Origin of the sequence: Millionella massiliensis (assembly GCF_900104655.1) — a bacterium.
GTDB classification, from domain to species: Bacteria; Bacteroidota; Bacteroidia; order Bacteroidales; family Rikenellaceae; genus Rikenella; species Rikenella massiliensis.
Window position 1 is genome coordinate 2,616,473 of sequence record NZ_FNWD01000002.1, and the last position, 21,982, is coordinate 2,638,454.

Genomic DNA, 21,982 nt, shown 5'->3' on the forward strand with positions numbered 1-21,982 from the left:
TCGAATCCATCATTTAAAGAAATTTGACCGTGAATCTCTATTTCGATAACGCGAGCACCAGTTTTCCGAAGCCGCCGGAGGTGGCCGAGGCGATGTGCCGTTTTCTGACGCAGGAGGGCGGAACGTATGGACGCGCCGCCTATGACCGGGTGTTGCGTGCTACCCGCATCGTGGAGGGGTGTCGCGACGCGATGGCCGCACTGCTGGGGGTGGACGATGCCTCGAAAATCGCCTTTACGGCCGGGGCCACTTCGGCCGTGAATGTGGTGTTGAACGGGCTGTTTCCCGAGGGGTGTTCCCGGGAGGGGCAACAGCCGAAGAAGCGCGTATGGGTGTCGCCGCTTGAACACAACGCCGTGATGCGCCCGCTGGCCCGCTTGGAGCGTCTCGGACGGATCACGGTGGAGGTGCTGCCGGGACGGGAGGACGGAACGGTCGATCTCGACCGACTTGCGGCACTGGATACGGAGCGGGGCGCACTGGTGGTCGTCAATCACCAGAGCAACGTGAACGGCGTGATCCAACCGCTGAAGGAGATTTGCGCATGGGCCCGGTCGCGGGGATTGTGCGTGATGACCGACTGCTCGCAGTCCCTGCCCGGTGCGTCGATCGAGGTCGATGCCTGGGGAGTTGATTTTGCGATCTTTACCGGCCACAAAGGACTATTGGGACCGACCGGAACGGGCGGGTTTTTCGCTCGGGATCCGCAGCGGCTCGAACCGCTGATTTACGGCGGTACGGGCAGTCGTTCCGACAGTTTTGAGATGCCCGACGAGTGGCCCGACCGTTTCGAAGCCGGAACGCCCAACTTGGTCGGACTGGCCGGTCTGGGCGCGGCGCTCGAACACCGGCCCCGGGCGGCTCACGAACGGCAGGACTTTCTGGATATGGTCTCCGCGGTGGCCGCGCTGCCCGGATTTCGGGTCTATCGGGCCGCGGATCCGGGTTGTCAGGGTGAACTGGTCTCGATTACCCACGAACGGCTCACCCCGTCGCGCCTGTCGGCGCTGTTGTGGGAGGAGTACGAAGTTGAGACGCGTGCCGGCCTGCATTGTGCTCCGGCGGCCCACCGTACGATCGGAACCTTCCCGCAGGGAACGGTGCGCCTGGCGGCCTCACCTTACCATACGCCGGCCGATCTGGAAACGCTGCTGGGGGTGTTGAACGAAATTGCCCGAAAACGATGATAGCTCTGTTCCGAAATGCCCGGGAGGTGATCCGGGCCGATGCTGCGGCCCGCAAGGCGGGGGTGGAGTGCCGCGTAAGACCCGTACCGGAGGAGTATTCGACCGAGTGCGGCATGTGTATCTATGTCTCCGACGACCGGATCGATGAGTTCCGGGAGTTGATGTTGCAAAACCGAATCGATGCGACTTACCATGAAGAAAAATGATGCGACGGCTCCGGTCGAGGAGCGTGAACCGTTCGACCTGCTGACCACGGTCGAATACGGGGGGTGTTCGGCCAAGCTCCCTGCTTCGAAACTGACCGAGCTGTTGAGCGGGATCCCGATGTTGAAAGACAACCGGGTGATGGTCGATGTCTCGACCCACGACGATGCGGGGGTCTATCGGCTGAATGACGATACGGCGCTGATCGTGACGACCGATTTCTTCCCGCCCGTATGTTCCGACCCGTTCGAGTTCGGACAGATCGCCGCGGCCAATTCGCTGAGCGACGTCTATGCGATGGGCGGACGGCCGCTGCTGGTGCTGAACCTCAATATGTTCCCGGCGGAGAAGATTCCGCTGTGGGTGCTGCGCGAGATTCTGCTCGGCGGACAGAGCAAGGTGAACGAGGCGGGGGCCCTGACCATGGGGGGGCATACGATCGATGACTGGCCGCCGAAATACGGACTGGCGGTGGTGGGGACGGTCGAGCCGGATCGGCTGGTCACCAACAGCGGTGCGCGGGTCGGGCAGCGGCTGATCCTGACCAAACCGCTCGGAACGGGGATCATCATTGCGGGGCGTCGGCTGGAGATGGCCTCGGACGAGGTCTATCGCGGGGCACTGGAGCAGATGAAGCTGCTGAATCGTACCGGAGCCGAGGTGATGCGCCGCTTCGGGGTGACGGGGGCGACGGATGTGACGGGTTTCGGCCTGTTGGGGCACGCCGCGTCGATGGCCGATGCCAGCGGGGTGTCGTTCCGGATTCGTGCCGGTGCGCTGCCGGTGTTGGCCGGTGCGATGGAACTGGTGGCCGAGGGGTGTATCCCGGGTGCGGTGTTCCGCAACCTGGACCATGTGCGGGAGCGCGTGTCGTTGGAGTGCGACGCCGACCACCGGATGTTGGCGCTCGATGCGCAGACGTCGGGAGGCCTGCTGATGGCGGTGGATGCGGAGCGGGCCGACGAAGCGGTGGCTGAATTGCGGGCCTCGGGACTTCATCCGCAGGCTGCCGTGGTGGGCGAGGTGGTCGAACGTGCCGATCGATCGGTCTATTTGCTGCCTTAAGGTCTGTTGTTGTGGTTTGTTTATAATACTCTGATTATTAGTGTTTTAATTAATTAAAGGTCGATTGTCAACACGCGACGGCAAAAATTTTTCGACATTTTTTGCAAAAAAGTGCGTCGAAAATTTGGAAGTTCGGAATTTTGCCTTACCTTTGCACTGCAATTGAAACGATGGCCCTTTCGTCTATCGGTTAGGACACAAGATTTTCATTCTTGGAAGAGGGGTTCGATTCCCCTAGGGGCTACGCCGAAAAGGACTGCTTTTGAAAGAAAGCAGTCCTTTTTCTTTTTTTGTTTGAGGCAATATGTATGGGGGAAGCGAGAAGGGTGGAGAAAACGGCTGTGAATTTTCCGGGGAAGTCTTTTGGGGGGTATACAGGTGGTGTACCCGACGGACGGAAACGATGGAGGGGAATCTGGAAAATGAAACCGCGATGGTGGCGGGAATGGGGAAAGGAATGCGGGAGGGGAATTGTGAAAATGATCTGTGGAAGAAATGAAGGTGCTGGTGGTGAGGTGGAGAAGCGGGGTCGGCAAACAATGGAAGGGGGCAGTAGGTCGTGCCGGAGATGGGTCGGCGAATTTCAGAGGTGAATTTCTGCGATAGTGGCGGGTCGTTCTCCGGTCTGAAAAATACATCGGGAACCAGTGGAAAACATTCGAATGGGGGATGAACCGCTGGTTCCCGTTTTTTGTATTGTTTCGCATTCCGCTATCGGGCGGAGCGGGAGGCTGCCCGGTAGGCCTGAAACAGCCGGATGGTTTCGGAGGCTTCGCGTACGTCGTGCACGCGCAGAATCGTTGCTCCCCGTTGCAGGGCTTCCCAGTTCAACATCGAAGTGCCGTTCAGCGCTTCGGCCGGGGTGCACTCCAGGGTTCGCCAGATCATGCTCTTGCGCGAGAGGCCGGCCAGTATCGGAAACCCGAACACCGAGAGTCGGTCGAGTGCTGCGAGCAGTTCGAAGTTCTGATCCACGCTCTTGGCGAAACCGAACCCGGGGTCGAGTATCAGATCGCGGATTCCGGCTTCGCGGGCTTCGGCCGTCGTGCGGACAAAGTAGCGCAAGACCTCGCCCACGACGCCTCCCTCCCGGGCGGGATAGTCGGTCAGTGAGGTCATGGTCTGCGGCGTGCCGCGCATGTGCATGGCGATGTAGGGCAGCTTCAACCGGCCGACCAGCGAAATCATCGCGGGATCGAGCGTGCCGGCTGAAATGTCGTTGACGATGAATGCGCCGAAACGGTCGTAAAGGGCTTCGACCACCGAGGCCCGAAAGGTGTCGACCGACAGCGGGAAGTCGTCGCCTGCGACGGTGCGGGCCGTGGCGACTCCCTGTTCGAGCCGTCGCAGCTCCTCCTCGGCCGGAATGTCGGTGGCGCCGGGACGCGACGAGTAGCCGCCGAGGTCGAGGATCGAGGCGCCGTCGCGCAGTGCCTGTTCCACGGCGTGGGCAATTTCCCGGTCGCTCTGCCGGCGGCTCCCGGCGAAAAACGAATCGGGCGTGATGTTGATGATGGCCATCACCTGTTCATGACCGGGGCCTGCCGTGTGCAGATGCCCTCCGATATTGATTTCCATGGGTGTGGAATTTTATGAATGGGGCGGAGGCTTCGTGTGAGCTCTCCGCCCGGGTAAGTAAAGTTGTGGGGCAAATGTGCCGCAATATAGTTTCTTATGGAGCTGCGAACGTCGGTTTGCAGGTGAGATTGCCGGAGAGTGTACAGGTGAGGTCAGAATGCCCCGGATATACGTTCGGTTTTTCGAAAACTGTTCCGTATGACCTGATGGAGGTGGGGGTATCTGACTCTCGGTTAGCGCCTGGTGTGGGGGGTAAATCTCACCCATGCCATTCATCGCCATTGGCCGGTACGGGGCGCGTGCCTGGAGGTGAAGTGTGGCACCCTGCGGCTCCCTGCGGTGGGGCGGGCTATCCGAAGAGGGTGCGGGCGATTTGTTCCACGTTGTCGGCCTTGCCCATGGTGTAGAAGTGGAGGGCGGGGACTCCGGCGGCAATCAGTTCGCGTCCCTGCTGTACGGCCCATTCGATGCCGACCTCCCGGACAGCCGCATTGTCTTTGCAGCTTTCGACGGCACGAACCAGGTCGTCGGGCAGGTCGACCCCGAAGGTTTGGGGCAGTAGCGACAACTGGGTTTTGGTGGTGAAGGGTTTGAGCCCGGCCACGATGGGGACCGTGATACCGGCGGCGCGGCAGGCATCGACGTAGGCGAAGAATTTGGCGTTGTCGAAGAACATCTGAGTCACGACGTACGAGGCGCCGGCGTCGATCTTCTCTTTGAGGTGGGCGATGTCGCTGGCCAGGTTGGGAGCTTCGGCGTGTTTTTCGGGGTAGCCGGCCACGCCGACGCAGAAAGAGGTGGGTTTGGCGTGTTCCAGCTCGGAGTCGAGGTACTCGCCGCGGTTCATCGAGATGATCTGGCGCACGAGGTCGACGGCGTGCAGGTGGCCGTTCGGAGCAGGGCGGAAGGTGCGTTCGCCGCGGATGTTGTCGCCGCGCAGGGCCAGCACGTTGTCGATGCCGAGGAAACTGAGGTCGATCAGCGCATCCTCGACGTCGAACTTCGAGTAGCCGCCGCAGATCAGGTGCGGAACGACGTCGATGCCGTAGCGGGCCGTGATGGCGGCCGAGATGCCCACCGTGCCGGGGCGTTTGCGGACGACGCGACGTTCGAGCAGTCCGTCGGGCCGTTCGATGAGTTTGACTTCTTCGCGGTGGTAGGTGACGTTGATGTACGAGGGATCGTACGGGGCCAGGCGGTTGATGGTGTCAAATATGGTGTCGATGTTGTCGCCCTTGAGCGGCGGAAGCAGTTCGAAGGCGAACAGGGTCTTCCCGGGGATGAATTTTTCAGTGATTTTCATGGTGCGGTCTGTATTTCGGTTTACAGGCTTTTCGTTGAGGGGGCGCATGTCCGGTTGCTGCCGGGCTTGCTGTACGGTCCGACGGCGGTGGTCGGGTGGAGGGTGCCGCAGGTCTGTCGTCTGTCGCCGGTGCGCAGGGAGAAAGGATGCGGCTAAAGAAAAAAAGAGCCGGAATGGTAGGTTCCGGCTGTGTGAGGTGCGATGTGGGTTAGAATATTACCGGAACGCTGGTAACATTGCCCATCTGGAATACGGGGATTCGTTCGCGAGCCAGTTCGTCGTTGCCGTCGATCAGTTTGACGATGCGCACCGAGGGAACGCGGTAACGTACGCTGACAACTCCCTTTTTCGTGGGGGCGGCTGATGCACTGCCGGCACTTTCTTCAGCATTTTCGGCGGCGGTTTCAATGACGATCGGACGACCCGAGAGGTCGCTTTCGGGTACTACGCCTTTGGTCGGCGAGAAGCGGCATACGATGGTGGCACCTTCGGCGGCGGGCAGTACGGAGTAGGTCTTCACGATCCGCTGGGTGTAGCGTTTGCCGATGAAGAGCGAGAGGTATTCGGCTTCGATGCGGTCCATCTCCTTGAGGGCGGCTTCGAGTCCGGCACCAAAGACGTTTTCACCCATCTCGCCGGTCACCAGGTCGAAACGGCGTTTGCGAAGGGTGAAGATGGCGTTGGCGGCATCGGCGGCCATCTGTTCGGTGCTCTTTTCGATCGACGAGGTCTGGTTGAAGGGCAGCGCTCCGAAACTGTCGTCGCTGGCGAGTCCGTTCTGTTCCGTCGTGGCTCCGTACAGCGGGTTGAGGCTGATGTCGGTGAAGGGGTTGTTGTTGCCGATGTTGGCACCTTCGTATTCAGCGTCGGCCTGCAGGGGCTTGGGTTGCGGAGCGACGCTCAGCCAGTGGAATACTTTGCTCTGGGCATCGACCGGCTGGTCGAGCTGATAGGTCTGTGCGGGATCGGGCTCTTCGTAGTAGCCGAGCGAGGCGTCGATGATGCGATAGTTCTCCTTATCGCTCATGGCAGCGCCCGAGATGCCGAGGTATTGCGAGGCGAATTTGGCATAGGGACCGCGCAGAATCACTTCGCGTTCTACAACCACGGTGACGGTGACTACGGTGCGGGGCAGGGTATAGCCTTCGATGGTTTTGGAGCCGATGCCTTGCGGAAAGGCGTTGATCTGTGCGGCGGCCGGAGTGAGGGCTGCTCCGCTGAGGCAGAGAACTGCTGCAGCGATGGCGCTCTTATGGATCGAATTCTTTTTCATATCGTTTTGTGTATTTATAATTGGCCAAATGTACGGTTTTTTCTCGAAACGTCGCACGTGGGGCGTGATGTAGCGGGATATTTGAGGTTCGGAGGGCTTGTAAAGCGTGGTTTGGCTGTGTTCTGTAAGGCCTGTGAAGCGTAGGTCGAGAAGACAGGTATAAACATAGCCCGTCCGAGAGGTATCGGGCGGGAAGGTATCTGGAGGGGGCTTGGTTGGCGGCTGCCGCTTTTTAGAATTTCAGGTAGAAATCGCGGGTCAGTTCCCGATAGGCGGCGGTGAAATGACCGTGGCCGTCTTCGATGCTGAGGCTTTCGCGAATCACGGTTTCACGGCCGGCTCGGTGGCGGCTCATCTCTACGGCTACGCGTTTGACGGGTTTGTGCGGGGCGCCGTGTACCTCCAGCATGCGTTGTACGTAGAGTCCGCGGGAGGCGGCCTTGGCGATGAAGATGCCGGATTCGCGGTAGGGGAAGATGGCGGCAAAGCGGCCTTCGGGGGCGAGCAGGCGCAGTGTGGATTCGATCAGATCGTCGTACGGGAGCATTTCGGCATGGCGTGCGGCGATGCGTGCGGCTGTGGGTTGGGTTGCTGCCGACGAGGTGTCGAATCCGCGGCGGAAGTCGGTGCCGGCCATAAAGTAGGGCGGGTTGGAGACAATCAGGTCGTAGCGGGTCGGGCTGGTGTATTGCTGGATGGGGGTGAGGTGGGCTTGCAACCGGTCGGACCAGGGTGACGAGGCGAAGTTCAGGGTAGCTTCACCGGTGGCGTCGGGGTCGGCCTCCACGCCGTCAATGGTCGCAGTGACGCCCATCGCGGCGGTACGCTGGGCGAGCATCAGGGCGATTACACCGGTGCCGGTGCCGATGTCGAGTATGCGGTTCAGCGGGGTGGCCCCGGGTAGTCCGAGGTCGACCCATGCGCCGAGCAGCACGCCGTCGGTGCCGACTTTCATAGCGGAGCGGCTTTGTTCGACGGCAAACTGTTTGAACCGGAAGGCGGAACCGCCTTTGGCGTCGCGGAATTTGCCCGTTGCGGCAGGGACGGCCTGAGAAACAGACGCAGAACGGGCAGGTTGTCTGGCAGTTGCTTGCGAGGCGTCAGATTCCTGTGTCGGGCATGATAATTCGTCCGCGGCGGCTGGCGTGGGCTGCTCGGTGGAGGTGTTTTCGGATGTATGCAAGGTTTTCGGTGTGTCGGGTGGTTCGTTGTTTTCGGTTCTGTCGGGCGGTTCGTTGTTACCGCTGTCGGAGAAGGTGCTGATGGGAATGTAAAGATAGATTGTCGGTCTTTGGCTTTCCGACAATCAACTCTTTTTATTGCAGGGCGTTGAGTTGTGCAGACTGGGGGTGGTGGACTATCCTTTCTGCCCGTTTTTTGTATTGCCCCCTCGGCTGCTTTCAGCATCCGGTTCTTTCCTCTGTTCTCTTACTATCTATTTTCGTTCCTCTCCGGGCTGTTTCACGTTCGCTCCTTGTTTTTACTCTCGCTCGTTCCTCCCCCCTGCTTTTTGTTGACGCTCGCTTCCTGTTTTTTCGCTCTCGCTTGCTCCCTTACTGTTTTGCCCCTTCGCTCAATTTTGGCCTCTACCTACTCGATACGGCGGATCTGGGCACCGAGGGCGTTCAGACGACCGTCGATGTTCTGGTACCCACGGTCGATCTGGTCGATGTTCTGGATGATGCTTTTGCCGTGGGCGCTCATGGCGGCGATCAGCAGGGCCACACCAGCTCGGATGTCGGGCGAGGTCATGGTGGTGCCGCGCAGCCGGATGGCGTGGTCGTGGCCGATGACGGTGGCGCGGTGCGGGTCGCAGAGGATGATCTGGGCTCCCATGTCGATCAGTTTGTCGACGAAGAAGAGGCGGCTTTCGAACATCTTCTGGTGGATCAGTACGGAGCCTTTGGCCTGGGTGGCGACTACCAGAAAGACGGAGAGCAGGTCGGGGGTCAGCCCGGGCCACGGGGCGTCGGCAATGGTCATGATCGACCCGTCGATGAAACTTTCGATTTCGTAGTGGTCCTGACGCGGGATGTAGATGTCGTCGCCGCGCTGTTCGAAGCGGATCCCCATTCGGGCGAACTGTTGCGGGATGATGCCGAGGTCATCGTACGAGACGTCCTTGATGGTGATTTCGGAGTGGGTCATGGCGGCCATGCCGATGAAGCTGCCCACTTCGATCATGTCGGGCAGCATGGTGTGTTCGGTGCCGCCGAGCGAATCGACGCCTTCGATGGTCAGCCGGTTGGAGGCGATGCCGCTGATGTGGGCCCCCATGCGCACGAGCATGCGACACAACTGTTGCAGGTAGGGTTCGCAGGCGGCATTGTAGATGGTGGTCTCGCCCTGGGCCAGCACGGCGGCCATCACGATGTTGGCGGTGCCGGTGACGGAGGCTTCGTCGAGCAGCATGTAGGAGCCGTGGAGCCGGTGGTCGGGGCCGGGAGCGGTGACGGTGTAGAATTTATGGTCGGTGTCGAAGTCGAATTCGGCGCCGAGTTTCTGGAATCCGATGAAGTGGGTGTCGAGACGCCGGCGACCGATCTTGTCGCCGCCGGGTTTGGGCATATAGGCGCGTCCGTAGCGGGCCAGCAGCGGGCCGGTAATCATCACCGAGCCGCGCAACCGCGAGGCGGCGCGACGGAATTCGTCGGTCTGGAGGTAGTTGAGGTTGATCTCGCGGGCCTGGAACGAGTAGCTTCCGGTGCCGAGTCGTTCGACTTCGACGCCCATGGCTTCGAGCAACCGGATGAGTTGCATGACGTCGATGATCTCGGGAATATTGTGGATCGTGACCTTTTCGGGGGTCAGCAGCACGGCGCAGATCACTTCGAGCGCTTCGTTCTTGGCCCCTTGCGGGACGATCTCGCCGGTCAGGGGACAGCCCCCGGTTACTTCGAATGTAGCCATAAGGAATGGAGGGTTTTATTTGCCTAAAGGTATAAAATCGGTGACGATCTCGCAAGAGGAGGGGTGCGTTTTTGCGGTTTCGACCCGATATTCTGTCGGCCGGGCGTGCGCGATCGGCCTGTCATCGGTTGGGGTGAAGATGACCGTTGCCGAGGAGACGACGAAGGGTAAATCGTGTGTGCGGGATATAAGGGTCGGTGTCGGGTAGCGGCCGTTCTATACAAACAAGGAAGGTTGATAAGAGGAATTTTCAGCCCGAAAAGGTAATTCTAAGAATACGAGTGGATGGAGTCCGTAAAAAGTAGGGTTGGTCTTTGTCTAAGTCGGAGAAGATGGCGGGTCTTGAACAACAGGGGAAAATCTGTGGCGGTGAAGTTGTGTTAACAAAGAGTCGATGTCGATTCTCGGGAATAGAGTGGATCGGGTCGAAAGTGGAATGCCATGAAATGTATTCCGCTCTCGCAAAAAGAGGGGAGGCTGCCGTTCGCTGTCAGTCCTGTACGGCTGATCGGCGAGGGTAGCCTCCCGGGTTGGATTGATGGGCAATGGTGGTGGGTTATTCGAGACGTTTTACGCCTTTGCCGGTTACCAGGCCGTCGCCTTTGTAGCGGAACGAACCCATGGTGCTCACTTCGGCGGTACCGCCCCCCATGACGTTGGCTTTGACTTTGCTCATGCCGCTGACTTTGGCGTTCACGGTACCGATGGTGAAGTTTTCCAGATCGGCCGATGAGGTGCCGCTCACGTCCAGAACGGCCTCTTCGGCGCCACCGTCAAGGGTCAGACCGGCTACACCCGAGAGGGTCAGCACGGCGGTGCCGGTTTTCAGCGTACCGGTCATCTTGGTGGTGCCGCTTTGGATCAGTTCCGTTTTGCCGGTGGCGGTGAGTTTGGTGTCGCTCAGGTCCGAGGTGCCGCCGATTTCGATGTTGATGGTTTCGGCCGAGCTCTCCAGCAGGTTCACGGATGCGTTACCCGAGGTGAGGAGGCGCAGCGGACCTTCCGTGGAGCAGACGCCCGTGCAGACAACGTTGCTGGCGCCGGTCACGTTCAGGTACTGCAGTTCGCTGACGGTGATCCACGCCTGGGGTTTCTTCTTGCTGCCGGTGAAGTATTTGGTCATGTCGTTTTTGAAGGCCACCCGTACGTAGCCCTCTTCGGTGAGTTCGAAGACGAGTTTGTCTTCCACCTCCTTGAGGATTTCGACCTTGGCGCCTACCTTGCGCGAGGAGCCGTCGGCCTGGGACAACTGTACGTCGAAAGCGCCGGCGATAATGACCCCTTTGATGGTCTTGTCACCGAATTTTTCGATCACGGTGGTAGCCTCCTGGGCGGCGGCGAAGAGCGGTGCGACGAGGGCGCACACGGCGAGCAAAAACAACTTTTTCATCTGTGATTCTCTGTTTTTGATTAACTTTGTCTGCATAAGGCCGGTTCAATCTCCCGTCACGCGACGTTCGGACTCTTCCGCAGGCGTCGAGCGTTCGGGGTCTGCCGGTTGGAACGGTAAAGGTACACATTTTTTAAGCATATTCTTCAAGGATGGATAAGATAAAAGTGGGCATCACCCATGGCGATTTCAACGGAATCAGTTACGAGATCATCATCAAATCGCTGCTCGATCCGCGCATTTACGACCTCTGCACCCCGGTGGTGTACGGTTCGGCCAAAGTGGCGGGATACTACAAGGGAATGATGCCGAATGCCGAAAACTTCAGTTTCAATATCATCACCGACCCGGCCCAGGCCAATCCCAAACGGGCCAATATGATCGTCTGCGTCGATGAAAACGTGAAGATCGACGTCGGACAGCCGACCGTCATCAGCGGCCAGTATGCCATCGCTTCGCTCAACGCTGCGGTGCGCGACCTCAAGGCCGGGAAGATCGACGTGCTGGTCACCTGCCCGATTAACAAGAAAAATACTACGGGTGACGGTTTCGGTTTCATCGGTCACACCGAATACCTCGCGGCCGAATTCGGCGATGCCGAACCGCTGATGTTCATGGTCAGCGATGTGCTGAAGGTCGGACTTGTCACGATGCACGTCCCGCTGACCCGTGTTGCAGGGGCCATCACGACCGAGGCCGTGCTGAACCATATCCGGGCGATCAAACGCTCGCTCGAACGCGACTTCAATATCGTCGGCCCGAAAATCGCTGTGCTGGGGCTCAATCCTCATGCCGGTGACGACGGACTGTTGGGGCCCGAAGAGCAGGAGATCATTATTCCGGCTCTGCAGTCGGCCCGTTACGAAAATATTCTGGCCTTCGGGCCTTTTGCCGCCGACGGTTTCTTCGGCAGTGGTGCCTACAAGAAGTTCGACGCCGTGCTGGCCATGTACCACGACCAGGGGCTGGCTCCGTTCAAGGCGCTGACCTTTGCCGACGGGGTCAACTTTACGGCCGGTCTTTCGGTGGTGCGCACCTCGCCGGCCCACGGCGTGGGATTCGACATTGCCGGCAAGATGGTGGCCGATCCGTCGCCCATGCGGGCGGCCATCTACCAGGCGATCGATATCTACCGCAACCGTCAGGTGTTCGACGAGGCCTCGGCCAACCCGCTGCAGCACTTCTCGAAGGGTGAACGCAACGACCGTGGCGACGGTGCCGGTCGTGGTGCCGGGCGTCGTGGAGCCGATCGTGATGCCGATGTGGCCGATCTGCTTAAGGACACACCCGACGCAGCTCCCGCGACCGATTCCGCTCCGGCCGAAGCTCCCGCAGCTGCCGAATAACCCGAGGCCAAGCGGGGGGCGAGAAGGTAAGAGGGGGAGAAGAGGGGAAAACCGGAGGGGAAAGATTGTGTGGAGAGGAGTTGCGGGGGGGGAGATCATGCGTAGATGTGAGGATGTGGAAGAGTGTGGAACGTGTGTACAGGGGTGGGGAGCGAGGAAGAGCGGGTGAACGAGAGGGGCGCGGAGTCCTCTGCCGGAGTGAAAATGAAGAACCGATAGTCTGTCTGAAAACATGAAACTACATATATCGCCCTGTCCGAACGACACCTTTACGTTCCACGCCATGATTCACGGACTGGTGGATACGGAGGGGCTGACCTTCGATCCGGTGTTCGACGATATCGACGCGTTGAACGCAGCGGCGGTCGATCGTCCGGACGAAGAGGAGATTATCAAAATCAGCTATGCGGCTCTGCCCGAAGCGGTCGGAGCCTTCCGCCTGCTCGAAAGTGGCAGCGCCCTGGGGCATGGGAATGGCCCGCTGCTGGTGAGCCGCCACAAGATCTATCCCGATGAACTGCACGATGCCCGAATCGGGATTCCCGGCGAACGGACCACGGCCAATCGGCTGCTTTCGATCGTCTTTCCAGCGGCTCGACAGAAAAAGGTCTATCTGTTTTCCGAGATTGCACCGGCCGTAGCCGATGGCGAGATCGATGCCGGGGTGCTGATTCACGAAGGACGATTCACATACGCATCGCAGGGGTTGCGACTGATTGCCGACCTGGGTCAGGAGTGGGAACGGTTGACCGCACTGCCGATCCCGTTGGGAGGGATACTGCTGAAGCGGAGTTATTCGGCTGAGGTCGCAGCACAGGTCGGACGGATCATCCGTCGCAGTATCGAGTATGCGCAGGCTCATCCCGAAGCGTCGGCCGCTTATGTCAAGGCCCATGCGCAGGAACTCGATCCGGAGGTGCGCCACAAGCATATCACCTATTTCGTCAACGACTATTCGCTGGCATTGGGCGACGAAGGACGGCGGGCCGTGGAGCGGCTGACCGGACTGACCGCCGAGCAGATGTTTTAGCTGGAGACGCAGCGCACGTTTTGCCAGCCGTTAATCTAAAGGCATGGGGCCGGATGAACAGACTATAGTTCATCCGGCCCCACGTCTATGTTGTGCGGGTGGAATCTTAGAGGAAAAGTGTGAATGGATCGGGGAGATGGCTGTTGATTCGGCTGCTCCGGAACCTTTCCAATATGTATGCCTGCAAACTGTCTCTTGAGGGGTGATGGGGGGCGGGGCGGAATGGTGCGAGCCGGAAATAACCCCTTCCTGATGGCATGCCTTAATGTGGAACCGTTAATGAGAGAAGGGATCGCACGCGAAGCGCGATCCCTTCTCTCGTATGCGTGGGACAGGCCCGTGGGCCAGACCGGCTATTTGTTGCCGTTGTTGTGCTTGACGTATTTCTTCTGGACATAACCGTTGTTGCCGTTCGCGTTGCGGTTGGCCTTGTTGTAACGGTTGTTTCGGTTGACGTAAGGGGTGTCGATGCGGGTGTTGTCCAGTGAGTCGGGTTCCAGGGAGATGGCACCGTGCGACATCTCGCGAATGTCGGCGATCACCACTTCGTTCGAGGGAAACTCCTTGTTGTACTCGAACGATTTTTGTTTCATGTATTTGGCCACGTTGGTGGCGGCGGCGTCACGCTCCTCGCTGGCCGGTTCGGCTGCCAGCGCCTCGATCATCCGTTTGACGTTCACGCCGTACTGTTTCTGGGCGATGTAACTTTGCGGATAGGGTACCGGATGGGGATTCGGGGCGAACATGTCGGGAGTGGGCTTGGGGTAGGGCGAGTCCACGTCGAGGTCGAAGTCGGCGATCATGAACAGGTGGTCCCACAGCATGTGCTGGAAACCTTCGCTGTCTTTCTGTGCGGGGTTGACGTTGCCCATCACGGCCACGACCACTTCGGCCTGACGATTCCGCAGTTCGCGGTCTTCGATGGTTTTCAGATAGGCGACCATGGTCTGCACGTTGCGACCGTATTCGGAGAGCAGGAGCCTCGATTTTTCTCGGTTCATAGTCGGGATTTTGGTTTGGCACCGGATTTGCGGAGACTGCGCGATATAAAAAGTGTCCGCAAATATGGAAAGTGAGCAAATATAATGCTAACTTTGGGTTTTCAGAAAATTTATTCGAAAATATGGCCAAAATACTTGTGATCGACGACGAACGCAGCATTCGTAATGTGATCGGTGAGCTGTTGGAGATGGAGGGGTACACGGTGAAAACCGCCGAAAACGGGGTGCAGGGCTACGAAATGATCGGTGCCGAGTCGTTCGACCTGGTGATCTCGGATATCAAGATGCCCGAAATGGACGGCATCGAACTGCTCGACAAGCTGGTCGAAACCCATCCCGATACCACGGTGGTGATGATCTCGGGGCACGGCAGCATCGATACGGCGGTCGAATGCATCAAGAAAGGGGCGTTCGACTATATCGAAAAGCCGATCGATATGAATCGCATTCTGGTGACGGTCAAAAATGCGCTCGAACGCGGTTCGCTGGTTCGCGAAACGAAAACCCTCAGGCGCAAAGTGCACCATGTGGCTGAAATCGTGGGAGAGTCACCGGCCATCGGACGTGTCAAGATGTTGATCGACAAGGTGGCTTCGTCCGACGCGCGGGTGCTGATCACCGGGGCCAACGGGACCGGCAAGGAGCTGGTTGCGCGTTGGTTGCACGAAAAAAGTGACCGGGCCAACATGCCTTTCGTAGAGGTCAACTGTGCGGCGATCCCCTCGGAACTGATCGAGAGTGAACTCTTCGGACACGAAAAGGGGGCCTTTACCTCGGCCATCAAACAGCGGAAAGGAAAATTCGAACAGGCCGACGGCGGGACGATCTTCCTGGACGAGATCGGCGACATGAGTCTGGCCGCGCAGGCCAAGGTGCTCCGTGCGTTGCAGGAACGGAAGATCACGCGCGTGGGGAGCGACAAGGACATCAACGTCGATGCGCGGGTGCTGGCCGCTACGAACAAAAACCTGCTGGAGGAGATCGCCAAAGGCAACTTCCGTGAGGACTTGTATCATCGTCTGAGCGTCATTATTATCCACGTGCCGACGCTGGCCGACCGCCGGGAGGATATTCCGTTGCTGGTGGATCACTTCATCCGGGATATCTGTACCGAGAAGGGCAAGCCGGTGAGCACCATTACGCCCGAAGCGGTCGAGGCGTTGTGCGGCATGCCGTGGACGGGCAATATCCGTGAATTGCACAATGCCGTGGAGCGGTTGTTGATCCTGTGCGGCCGCGAGATCACGCTGGACGACGTCAAACTCTATGTGATGCAGGCGAACGACTGATCGGCGCAAACGGAATAAGCGAAAAAGGGAAGATTTCATGTGCGAAGTCTTCCCTTTTCTTGTGGGATCCGTTTTGAGACGCTGGGATTTTTTAAGGTGTTGCAGGAAGGTTGAAGACGCAACTGAATGTGGCGGAATGAATCGATACCTGCATGCCCCCGCCGAAAAACCAACGGCGCAGAACCTTTAGCGGCGGCGGAACTCCGACAGGGTGATGGCCGTGGCCATGGCCACGTTCAGCGACTCCGAGGTCGGGGCGGACGTGGAGGGGTAGGGCGGAATGTAGAGTTTGCGGGTCACGTACCGGGCCGTTTCGGCCGAGATGCCTTTCCCTTCGTTGCCCATCACAATGATGCCCCGGTCGGGCTCGAGATGGCACGAATAGATGTTCTCGCCCTCCAGAAAGGTGCCGAATACGGGGATGCCTTTTGCGGCGACGCGGGGCAGCCACTTGTCCAGCGGAACGTAATGGACGCGCACGCGGAAAATGGCGCCCATCGTGGCCTGAACCACCTTCGGGCTCCAGCAGTCGGCCGTGGCCGGCGAGCAGTAGAGGTCGTGGATGCCGAACCAGTCGGCCAGCCGGATGATCGTTCCCACGTTGCCCGGGTCCTGTACGTCGTCCAGCGCCAGGGCGAGCCGCTCGGGGAGCATTTCGGCCGGGTGTGAGGTGGGGATTTCGGCCACCGCCAGCACCGGGGTAGGGGTGCGCAGAAACGAGATGCGAGCCATTTCGGCCGGGGAGATGTTCTCGCCGGTGCGATAGACCTCCCGTATCGTGAAGCCCGATTGCAGCAGTTCGCCGACCATCTTTTCGCCCTCAACGGCGAACACACCTTCAGCCAGTCGTCCGGCCTTATCGCCCAGCGATCGTATGCGTTTGATTTCCGCTTTGGTAAGCATAATTCAGTAAGGTTCTGATCCGGATAACAAAAATACACAAATTCATACGAAAAGGCCGTGCGATTCCGGAAAAAGCGTTACCTTTGTATTTCAGAAAACTAATTCTGAAATTGACATGCTGAACAGTAAGACCGCCCGCCTGATTCTGGAGGATGGCACGCAGTTCGACGGCTTCTCGTTCGGTGCAGAGCAGTCTGTATCGGGGGAAGTCGTTTTTTCTACGGCCATGACAGGTTATCCGGAGAGCCTGACCGACCCTTCCTACTCCGGACAAATCCTCGTGATAACCTATCCGCTCATCGGGAACTACGGCGTACCCGACGACACCGCTACCGATCCGGCGACCGGACTCCCCAAATTCTTCGAGTCCGATCGCGTGCACATCAAAGGGCTGGTCATCAGCGACTACTCGTTCCAGTACAGCCACTGGAACGCAGTTAAAAGCCTCTCCGACTGGCTCAAGGAAAACGGTGTCCCCGGTATCTTCGGCGTCGACACCCGCCAGATTACCAAAATCATCCGCGAACGAGGCGTGATGCTCGGCAAACTCAACGTCGAAGGACAACCCGAAGCCACCGAGTTCCACAACCCCAACAAGGAAAACCTCGTGGAGAAAGTCTCCTGCCGGGAAATCATCACCTACGCCAACCCCGAAGCAAAACGGACCATCGTGCTGGTGGACTGCGGCTGCAAGTACAACATCATCCGCTGCCTCTACAACCGTCAGGCTACCGTCGTGCGTGTGCCGTGGGACTACGACTTCAGTACCCTCGACTACGACGGCGTGATGCTCAGCAACGGTCCCGGTGACCCCGCCCTCTGCGGCAAGACCATCGAAAATATCAAAAAAGCGATGGCCTCGAAGCCCGACAAACCCATCTTCGGGATCTGTCTCGGCAACCAGCTGCTGAGTTGGGCGGCCGGTGCGACGACCTATAAACTCAAATACGGTCACCGCAGCCACAATCAACCCGCACTGGAAGTCGGCACCAACCGCGCCGTCATCACCTCCCAGAACCACGGCTATGCCGTCGATCCCAAAGGGCTCGGCCAGGGCTGGGAACCCTACTTCATCAACCTGAACGACAACACCATCGAAGGGATCAAACACAACTCCCTGCCATTCTTCAGCGTACAGTTCCACCCCGAAGCCACCAGCGGCCCGGTGGATACCGAGTACCTCTTCGACCAGTTTATTGACCTAATCGACCAATACAAGAAGTAATGTCAGACAACACCATAAAGAAAGTCGTGCTGCTCGGTTCGGGCGCACTCAAAATCGGAGAAGCAGGCGAGTTCGACTATTCCGGTTCACAGGCCCTCAAAGCCCTCAAGGAAGAAGGAATATACACCGTCCTGATTAACCCCAATATCGCCACGGTGCAAACCAGCGAAGGTATCGCCGACAAGGTGTATTTCCTGCCGGTTACGCCCGACTTCGTTGAAGACGTCATCGCCAAGGAGCGTCCCGAAGGGATCCTGCTCGCCTTCGGCGGTCAGACCGCTCTGAACTGCGGTGTGCAGCTCTACAAACGTGGCGTGCTCGAAAAATACAACGTGCGCGTGCTCGGTACCCCCGTGCAGGCCATCATGGATACCGAAGACCGAGACCTCTTCGTGCATAAGCTCGACGAGATCAACGTCAAAACCATCAAAAGCGAAGCCGTCACCACCGTTGCCGACGCCAAACGCGTAGCCAACGAACTCGGTTATCCGGTCATCATCCGTGCCGCCTACACCCTTGGCGGTCTCGGCTCCGGTTTCTGCGACAACGATACCGAACTCGACGCCCTCGCCTCCAAAGCCTTCACCTACTCGCCCCAGATTCTGGTCGAAAAATCGCTCAAGGGGTGGAAAGAGGTCGAATACGAAGTGGTGCGCGACAAATACGACAACTGTATCACCGTATGTAACATGGAAAACTTCGACCCGCTGGGAATCCACACCGGTGAGTCGATTGTCGTAGCCCCCTCGCAGACCCTTACCAACGCCGAATACCATAAACTGCGCCAGATCGCCATCAAGATCATCCGCCACGTCGGTATCGTCGGCGAATGTAACGTGCAGTACGCCCTCGACCCCAATTCTGAGGACTACCGCGTGATCGAAGTCAACGCCCGTCTGTCGCGTTCGTCGGCCCTCGCCTCGAAAGCCACCGGTTATCCGCTGGCCTTCGTAGCCGCCAAACTCGGTCTCGGCTACGGCCTCCACGAACTGAAAAACTCCGTGACCAAATCGACCACCGCCTGCTTTGAACCCGCCCTCGACTATATCGTCTGCAAGATCCCCCGCTGGGACCTCAGCAAATTCAAGGGCGTCAGCCGCGAACTCGGCTCCTCGATGAAGTCCGTCGGCGAAGTGATGGCCATCGGTCGCAACTTCGAAGAGGCCATCCAGAAAGGTCTCCGTATGATCGGTCAGGGAATGCACGGCTTCGTCGCCAACAAGGAGATGGCCGTCGAAGACATCGACCACGAACTGCAGAAACCGACCGACAAACGTATCTTCATCATCGCCCAGGCCTTCAAACACGGTTACAGCGTTGAACGCATCCACGAGTTGACCAAGATCGACAACTGGTTCCTGCGCAAACTCGAAGGCATCATCGCGCTGGAAGACAAAATGGGCGCCTACCACAAGATCGAAGATATGCCCGATGTGATGCTCCGCGAAGCCAAACAGAAAGGTTTCTCCGACTTCCAGATCGCCCGCACCGTGCTCCACAGCGAAGACCTCAAGATGGAAGAGGGGCTGCTTCACGTGCGTGCCTACCGTAAACAGCGCGGTATCGTGCCTGTAGTCAAACAGATCGATACCCTTGCCGCCGAATATCCCGCTCAGACCAACTACCTCTACCTTACCTATAACGGAACCAGTCACGACATCGACTTTGCCCGTGACAACCGTTCCGTCATCGTGCTGGGTTCGGGTGCCTACCGCATCGGTTCGTCCGTCGAATTCGACTGGTGTTCGGTGAGCGCTATCAACACCATCCGTGCCAACGGTCTGCGCTCGGTGATGATCAACTACAACCCCGAGACCGTGTCGACCGACTACGACATGTGCGACCGCCTCTATTTCGACGAACTCACCCTTGAACGCGTCCTCGACGTGACCGACCTCGAAGCGCCGCGTGGTGTGATCGTCTCCGTAGGGGGCCAGATTCCGAACAACCTGGCCATGCGTCTCTATCAGGAGAACGTACCGATTCTCGGTACCTCGGCCGTGAACATCGACCGTGCCGAAGACCGCCACAAGTTCAGCGAAATGTGCGACGAACTCGGTATCGACCAGCCCCGCTGGAAAGAGCTGACCTCGATGGACGAAATCTATCACTTTGCCGACGAAGTGGGCTTCCCGCTGCTGATCCGTCCCTCGTACGTCCTCTCCGGTGCCGCCATGAACGTCGTCTCCAACAAGGAAGAACTCGAACACTACCTCACCCTCGCCACCAACGTGTCGAAGCAGTATCCGGTAGTGGTGACCGAGTTCGTCAACAACGCCAAGGAGATCGAAATCGACGCCGTGGCCAAAGACGGCGAAGTGCTGATCTATGCCATCTCGGAACACGTCGAGTTCGCCGGTGTCCACTCCGGTGACGCCACCATCGTCTTCCCGGCCCAGAAACTCTATATCGAAACCGTGCGCCGCATCAAGAAGATCGCCCGTCAGATCGCCAAGGCACTCCAGATCTCCGGTCCGTTCAACATGCAGCTGCTGGCCAAGAACAACGACATTAAAGTGATCGAATGTAACCTGCGTGCGTCGCGTTCGTTCCCCTTCGTGTCGAAAGTGCTCAAGGTCAACTTTATTGATATCGCAACCCGCGTGATGCTCGGTCTCGATCCCAATGTGCCGCACAAGTCGGCCTTCGAACTCGACTACGTGGGTATCAAGGCTCCGCAGTTCTCGTTCAGCCGTCTGCAAAAGGCCGACCCCGTTCTCGGTGTCGAAATGGCATCGACCGGCGAAGTGGGCTGCATCGGCGAAGACTACTATGAAGCGATCCTCAAATCGATGCTCTCGGTGGGCTACACCATCCCGAAAAACAGCGTGCTGCTCTCCACCGGCGACACCAAATCCAAAACGCTCACCCTCGATGCTGCCAAGGCCCTTCAGGCTCGCGGCTACGAGATCTATGCCACCAAGGGAACGGCTCGCTTCCTGGCAGAGAACGGCGTAGAGGCCAAGATCGTCGGATGGCCCGACCAGGATCCGAAAGAGAGCGGTCTGCCCAACGTCATTGACTTCATCAAGGAACGCAAAGTCGACTTCGTGGTGAATATCCCCAAAAACTTCACCAAGGACGAACTCAACAACGACTATTCGATTCGTCGTTCGGCCATCGACTTCAATATTCCGCTGATCACCAATGCGCGTCTGGCCAACGACTTTATCGTTGCCTTCTGCCGCATCGGTCGCGAAGACCTGAAGATCAAAGCCTGGAACGAATATTAGTAGTCCCGGTCGCGACGCGGGGGGGAATGTGAGAGAGTGCAGGGAGAAGAGGAAGGCCGCAGAGAGAGGGTGAGGAGAGAATGAGGGGGGTGAAGGAGAAGGAGATGAAGAAGGTGGAACGGAGAGAAGAGGAGAAGGTGAGGAGGGTGAAGAACGAAGAGGAACGGAAATGAGAGAAGGCTGAGAGGAAGAAAAGCAGAGCCCCGCACGACGCGCCGCACAGACCAGTTCGTTTCACGGATATGGACAATGCCCTCTTTTCGTAGCCTTTACGGGAAGAGGGCTTTTTTGAAACCATTGCTCCCAAACTTATGTTCAGAGAACCCGAAGATCCGGAAGAAAACCCCTTCCGCAGTTACCGGCACACCGCATCAGTCATCAGCCTGCCGGTTTTCGTCAGCGCGCTGCTGTTGATGCTGTCGTTTGCACAACCCGTTATGCCCGGCCAGACGCCCGTTTGGGTGTGGTGCGCTGCGGGTATCGTGGTGCTGTTCGGCCTGTTGTGGGCGGTCGGCCGGTCGGTCGTGCGCTACCAGGTGAAAAAGGAAAATCCCCATTTCGCGACGCCCATCGGCCGAAAATACATGTTGTTGCTCTTTATCAGTGCTCTTGGCGGTGTGCTTGCGATGATTGGCCTAGCCGCCTGCGTGCTGACCGGTGCCGTTCGGCTCACAATGGGTATCCTCCTGCCTGGAATGTTGGCCGCGCTGACCGTGGTGCTGGCTTTGGCCGGTATTTTGTGGCATACGCTTGGGAAGCCGAAAGAGTAACGGAGCCCCAGTTGGGTGCCTTTGCCTCTTGCACAAAGCCTTCCGATTACATGAATTCTTGGTGGAACATTGTAAGGGAGGTGAAATGTAGAGAGGGGGCGGGAAGTGCGGTCGGGTAAAAGTCGGCAGCGGAGAGCGTACGGGCACGGCCGTGTGTACGGAATGTCCGCGATGAACCTTGAGGGGGCGGCTTGCTTTTCGGCGAAACACGGCTTTGTAATTATTCCGCAGAGTTTTCGAGAAATGCGATTCTCGGAAGCTCTGCGGATTTTTTG

At 58.5% G+C, this 21,982-nt stretch carries 17 protein-coding genes and 1 tRNA gene; 10 read left to right on the top strand and 8 right to left on the bottom strand.

Features of this window, described 5'->3' with window-relative positions:
- Positions 1-29: 29 nt before the first annotated feature.
- From BQ5379_RS09985 to BQ5379_RS10000, 4 genes are all read left to right on the top strand, one after another.
- The gene (locus BQ5379_RS09985; protein WP_205408203.1) at positions 30-1,187 is read left to right on the top strand and encodes an aminotransferase class V-fold PLP-dependent enzyme; all 1,158 of its coding nucleotides are present in this window, start codon (positions 30-32) and stop codon (positions 1,185-1,187) included.
- Positions 1,184-1,393 carry a putative Se/S carrier protein gene (locus BQ5379_RS09990; protein ID WP_071135297.1) on the top strand — a complete coding sequence of 70 codons (210 nt, stop codon included), beginning with the start codon at positions 1,184-1,186 and terminating at the stop codon, positions 1,391-1,393. The genes BQ5379_RS09985 and BQ5379_RS09990 overlap by 4 nt, the downstream gene beginning before the upstream one ends.
- Positions 1,368-2,456, top strand: coding sequence for a selenide, water dikinase SelD (gene selD / locus BQ5379_RS09995; protein ID WP_235846058.1), 1,089 nt, complete (start codon positions 1,368-1,370; stop codon positions 2,454-2,456). Before BQ5379_RS09990 ends, selD begins: the two co-directional genes overlap by 26 nt.
- 172 nt (positions 2,457-2,628) lie before the next feature.
- Positions 2,629-2,700, top strand: a tRNA-Glu gene (locus tag BQ5379_RS10000).
- A gap of 467 nt (positions 2,701-3,167) precedes the next feature.
- Here BQ5379_RS10000 and folP read toward each other — a convergent pair.
- From folP to BQ5379_RS10030, 6 genes are all read right to left on the bottom strand, one after another.
- Positions 3,168-4,034 carry a dihydropteroate synthase gene (gene folP / locus BQ5379_RS10005; RefSeq protein WP_235846059.1) on the bottom strand — a complete coding sequence of 289 codons (867 nt, stop codon included), beginning with the start codon at positions 4,032-4,034 and terminating at the stop codon, positions 3,168-3,170.
- A 349-nt stretch (positions 4,035-4,383) separates the two neighbouring features.
- Entirely contained in the window at positions 4,384-5,337 is a 954-nt protein-coding gene (metF, locus tag BQ5379_RS10010; RefSeq protein ID WP_071135299.1) for a methylenetetrahydrofolate reductase [NAD(P)H], read from the bottom strand.
- 208 nt (positions 5,338-5,545) lie between these two features.
- The gene (locus BQ5379_RS10015; RefSeq protein WP_071135300.1) at positions 5,546-6,610 is read right to left on the bottom strand and encodes a DUF4831 family protein; all 1,065 of its coding nucleotides are present in this window, start codon (positions 6,608-6,610) and stop codon (positions 5,546-5,548) included.
- 232 nt (positions 6,611-6,842) lie between these two features.
- Complete coding sequence (locus tag BQ5379_RS10020; RefSeq protein WP_071135301.1) at positions 6,843-7,565, bottom strand: tRNA1(Val) (adenine(37)-N6)-methyltransferase; 723 nt, start codon at positions 7,563-7,565, stop codon at positions 6,843-6,845.
- Positions 7,566-8,200: 635 nt separating this feature from the next.
- A complete protein-coding gene (murA, locus tag BQ5379_RS10025; protein WP_071135302.1) occupies positions 8,201-9,520 on the bottom strand; it encodes a UDP-N-acetylglucosamine 1-carboxyvinyltransferase in 1,320 nt (439 codons plus the stop codon).
- A 556-nt stretch (positions 9,521-10,076) separates the two neighbouring features.
- Positions 10,077-10,910: a GIN domain-containing protein gene (locus BQ5379_RS10030; protein WP_071135303.1), complete on the bottom strand. Its 834-nt coding sequence runs from the start codon at positions 10,908-10,910 to the stop codon at positions 10,077-10,079.
- A gap of 152 nt (positions 10,911-11,062) precedes the next feature.
- Between BQ5379_RS10030 and pdxA the strand changes: the two genes are divergently transcribed.
- Together pdxA and BQ5379_RS10040 are read left to right on the top strand one after the other, a co-directional pair.
- The gene (gene pdxA, locus BQ5379_RS10035; protein ID WP_071135304.1) at positions 11,063-12,256 is read left to right on the top strand and encodes a 4-hydroxythreonine-4-phosphate dehydrogenase PdxA; all 1,194 of its coding nucleotides are present in this window, start codon (positions 11,063-11,065) and stop codon (positions 12,254-12,256) included.
- A 232-nt stretch (positions 12,257-12,488) separates the two neighbouring features.
- The gene (locus BQ5379_RS10040) at positions 12,489-13,286 is read left to right on the top strand and encodes a 1,4-dihydroxy-6-naphtoate synthase (RefSeq protein WP_071135305.1); all 798 of its coding nucleotides are present in this window, start codon (positions 12,489-12,491) and stop codon (positions 13,284-13,286) included.
- A gap of 353 nt (positions 13,287-13,639) precedes the next feature.
- Here the strand turns inward: BQ5379_RS10040 and BQ5379_RS10045 are convergent, their stop codons facing one another.
- Complete coding sequence (locus tag BQ5379_RS10045; protein ID WP_071135306.1) at positions 13,640-14,287, bottom strand: DUF4290 domain-containing protein; 648 nt, start codon at positions 14,285-14,287, stop codon at positions 13,640-13,642.
- A gap of 122 nt (positions 14,288-14,409) precedes the next feature.
- Between BQ5379_RS10045 and BQ5379_RS10050 the strand changes: the two genes are divergently transcribed.
- The gene (locus BQ5379_RS10050; protein ID WP_071135307.1) at positions 14,410-15,576 is read left to right on the top strand and encodes a sigma-54-dependent transcriptional regulator; all 1,167 of its coding nucleotides are present in this window, start codon (positions 14,410-14,412) and stop codon (positions 15,574-15,576) included.
- 186 nt (positions 15,577-15,762) lie between these two features.
- Here the strand turns inward: BQ5379_RS10050 and BQ5379_RS10055 are convergent, their stop codons facing one another.
- Positions 15,763-16,479, bottom strand: coding sequence for a TrmH family RNA methyltransferase (locus BQ5379_RS10055; protein WP_071135308.1), 717 nt, complete (start codon positions 16,477-16,479; stop codon positions 15,763-15,765).
- A gap of 115 nt (positions 16,480-16,594) precedes the next feature.
- On the opposite strand from BQ5379_RS10055, the gene carA reads away from it, so the two are divergent.
- The 3 genes from carA to BQ5379_RS10070 all read left to right on the top strand — a co-directional run bounded on the left by carA (position 16,595) and on the right by BQ5379_RS10070 (position 21,707).
- Positions 16,595-17,704, top strand: coding sequence for a glutamine-hydrolyzing carbamoyl-phosphate synthase small subunit (gene carA / locus BQ5379_RS10060; protein WP_071135309.1), 1,110 nt, complete (start codon positions 16,595-16,597; stop codon positions 17,702-17,704).
- The gene (gene carB, locus BQ5379_RS10065) at positions 17,704-20,937 is read left to right on the top strand and encodes a carbamoyl-phosphate synthase (glutamine-hydrolyzing) large subunit (RefSeq protein ID WP_071135310.1); all 3,234 of its coding nucleotides are present in this window, start codon (positions 17,704-17,706) and stop codon (positions 20,935-20,937) included. The genes carA and carB overlap by 1 nt, the downstream gene beginning before the upstream one ends.
- Before the next feature lie 311 nt (positions 20,938-21,248).
- Positions 21,249-21,707 (top strand): hypothetical protein, encoded by a 459-nt coding sequence (locus BQ5379_RS10070; RefSeq protein ID WP_071135311.1) that lies wholly within the window; start codon positions 21,249-21,251, stop codon positions 21,705-21,707.
- The last annotated feature ends 275 nt before the right edge of the window (positions 21,708-21,982 follow it).

Bases quoted from the DNA above. Each gene is read 5' to 3' on its own strand.
- BQ5379_RS09990 (WP_071135297.1), top strand. From the start codon at position 1,184: ATGATAGCTCTGTTCCGAAATGCCCGGGAGGTGATCCGGGCCGATGCT.
- selD (WP_235846058.1), top strand. From the start codon at position 1,368: ATGCGACTTACCATGAAGAAAAATGATGCGACGGCTCCGGTCGAGGAG.
- folP (WP_235846059.1), bottom strand. From the start codon at position 4,034: ATGGAAATCAATATCGGAGGGCATCTGCACACGGCAGGCCCCGGTCAT.
- metF (WP_071135299.1), bottom strand. From the start codon at position 5,337: ATGAAAATCACTGAAAAATTCATCCCCGGGAAGACCCTGTTCGCCTTC.
- BQ5379_RS10015 (WP_071135300.1), bottom strand. From the start codon at position 6,610: ATGAAAAAGAATTCGATCCATAAGAGCGCCATCGCTGCAGCAGTTCTC.
- BQ5379_RS10020 (WP_071135301.1), bottom strand. From the start codon at position 7,565: ATGAAAGTCGGCACCGACGGCGTGCTGCTCGGCGCATGGGTCGACCTC.
- murA (WP_071135302.1), bottom strand. From the start codon at position 9,520: ATGGCTACATTCGAAGTAACCGGGGGCTGTCCCCTGACCGGCGAGATC.
- BQ5379_RS10030 (WP_071135303.1), bottom strand. From the start codon at position 10,910: ATGAAAAAGTTGTTTTTGCTCGCCGTGTGCGCCCTCGTCGCACCGCTC.
- pdxA (WP_071135304.1), top strand. From the start codon at position 11,063: ATGGATAAGATAAAAGTGGGCATCACCCATGGCGATTTCAACGGAATC.
- BQ5379_RS10040 (WP_071135305.1), top strand. From the start codon at position 12,489: ATGAAACTACATATATCGCCCTGTCCGAACGACACCTTTACGTTCCAC.
- BQ5379_RS10045 (WP_071135306.1), bottom strand. From the start codon at position 14,287: ATGAACCGAGAAAAATCGAGGCTCCTGCTCTCCGAATACGGTCGCAAC.
- BQ5379_RS10050 (WP_071135307.1), top strand. From the start codon at position 14,410: ATGGCCAAAATACTTGTGATCGACGACGAACGCAGCATTCGTAATGTG.
- BQ5379_RS10055 (WP_071135308.1), bottom strand. From the start codon at position 16,479: ATGCTTACCAAAGCGGAAATCAAACGCATACGATCGCTGGGCGATAAG.
- carA (WP_071135309.1), top strand. From the start codon at position 16,595: ATGCTGAACAGTAAGACCGCCCGCCTGATTCTGGAGGATGGCACGCAG.
- carB (WP_071135310.1), top strand. From the start codon at position 17,704: ATGTCAGACAACACCATAAAGAAAGTCGTGCTGCTCGGTTCGGGCGCA.
- BQ5379_RS10070 (WP_071135311.1), top strand. From the start codon at position 21,249: ATGTTCAGAGAACCCGAAGATCCGGAAGAAAACCCCTTCCGCAGTTAC.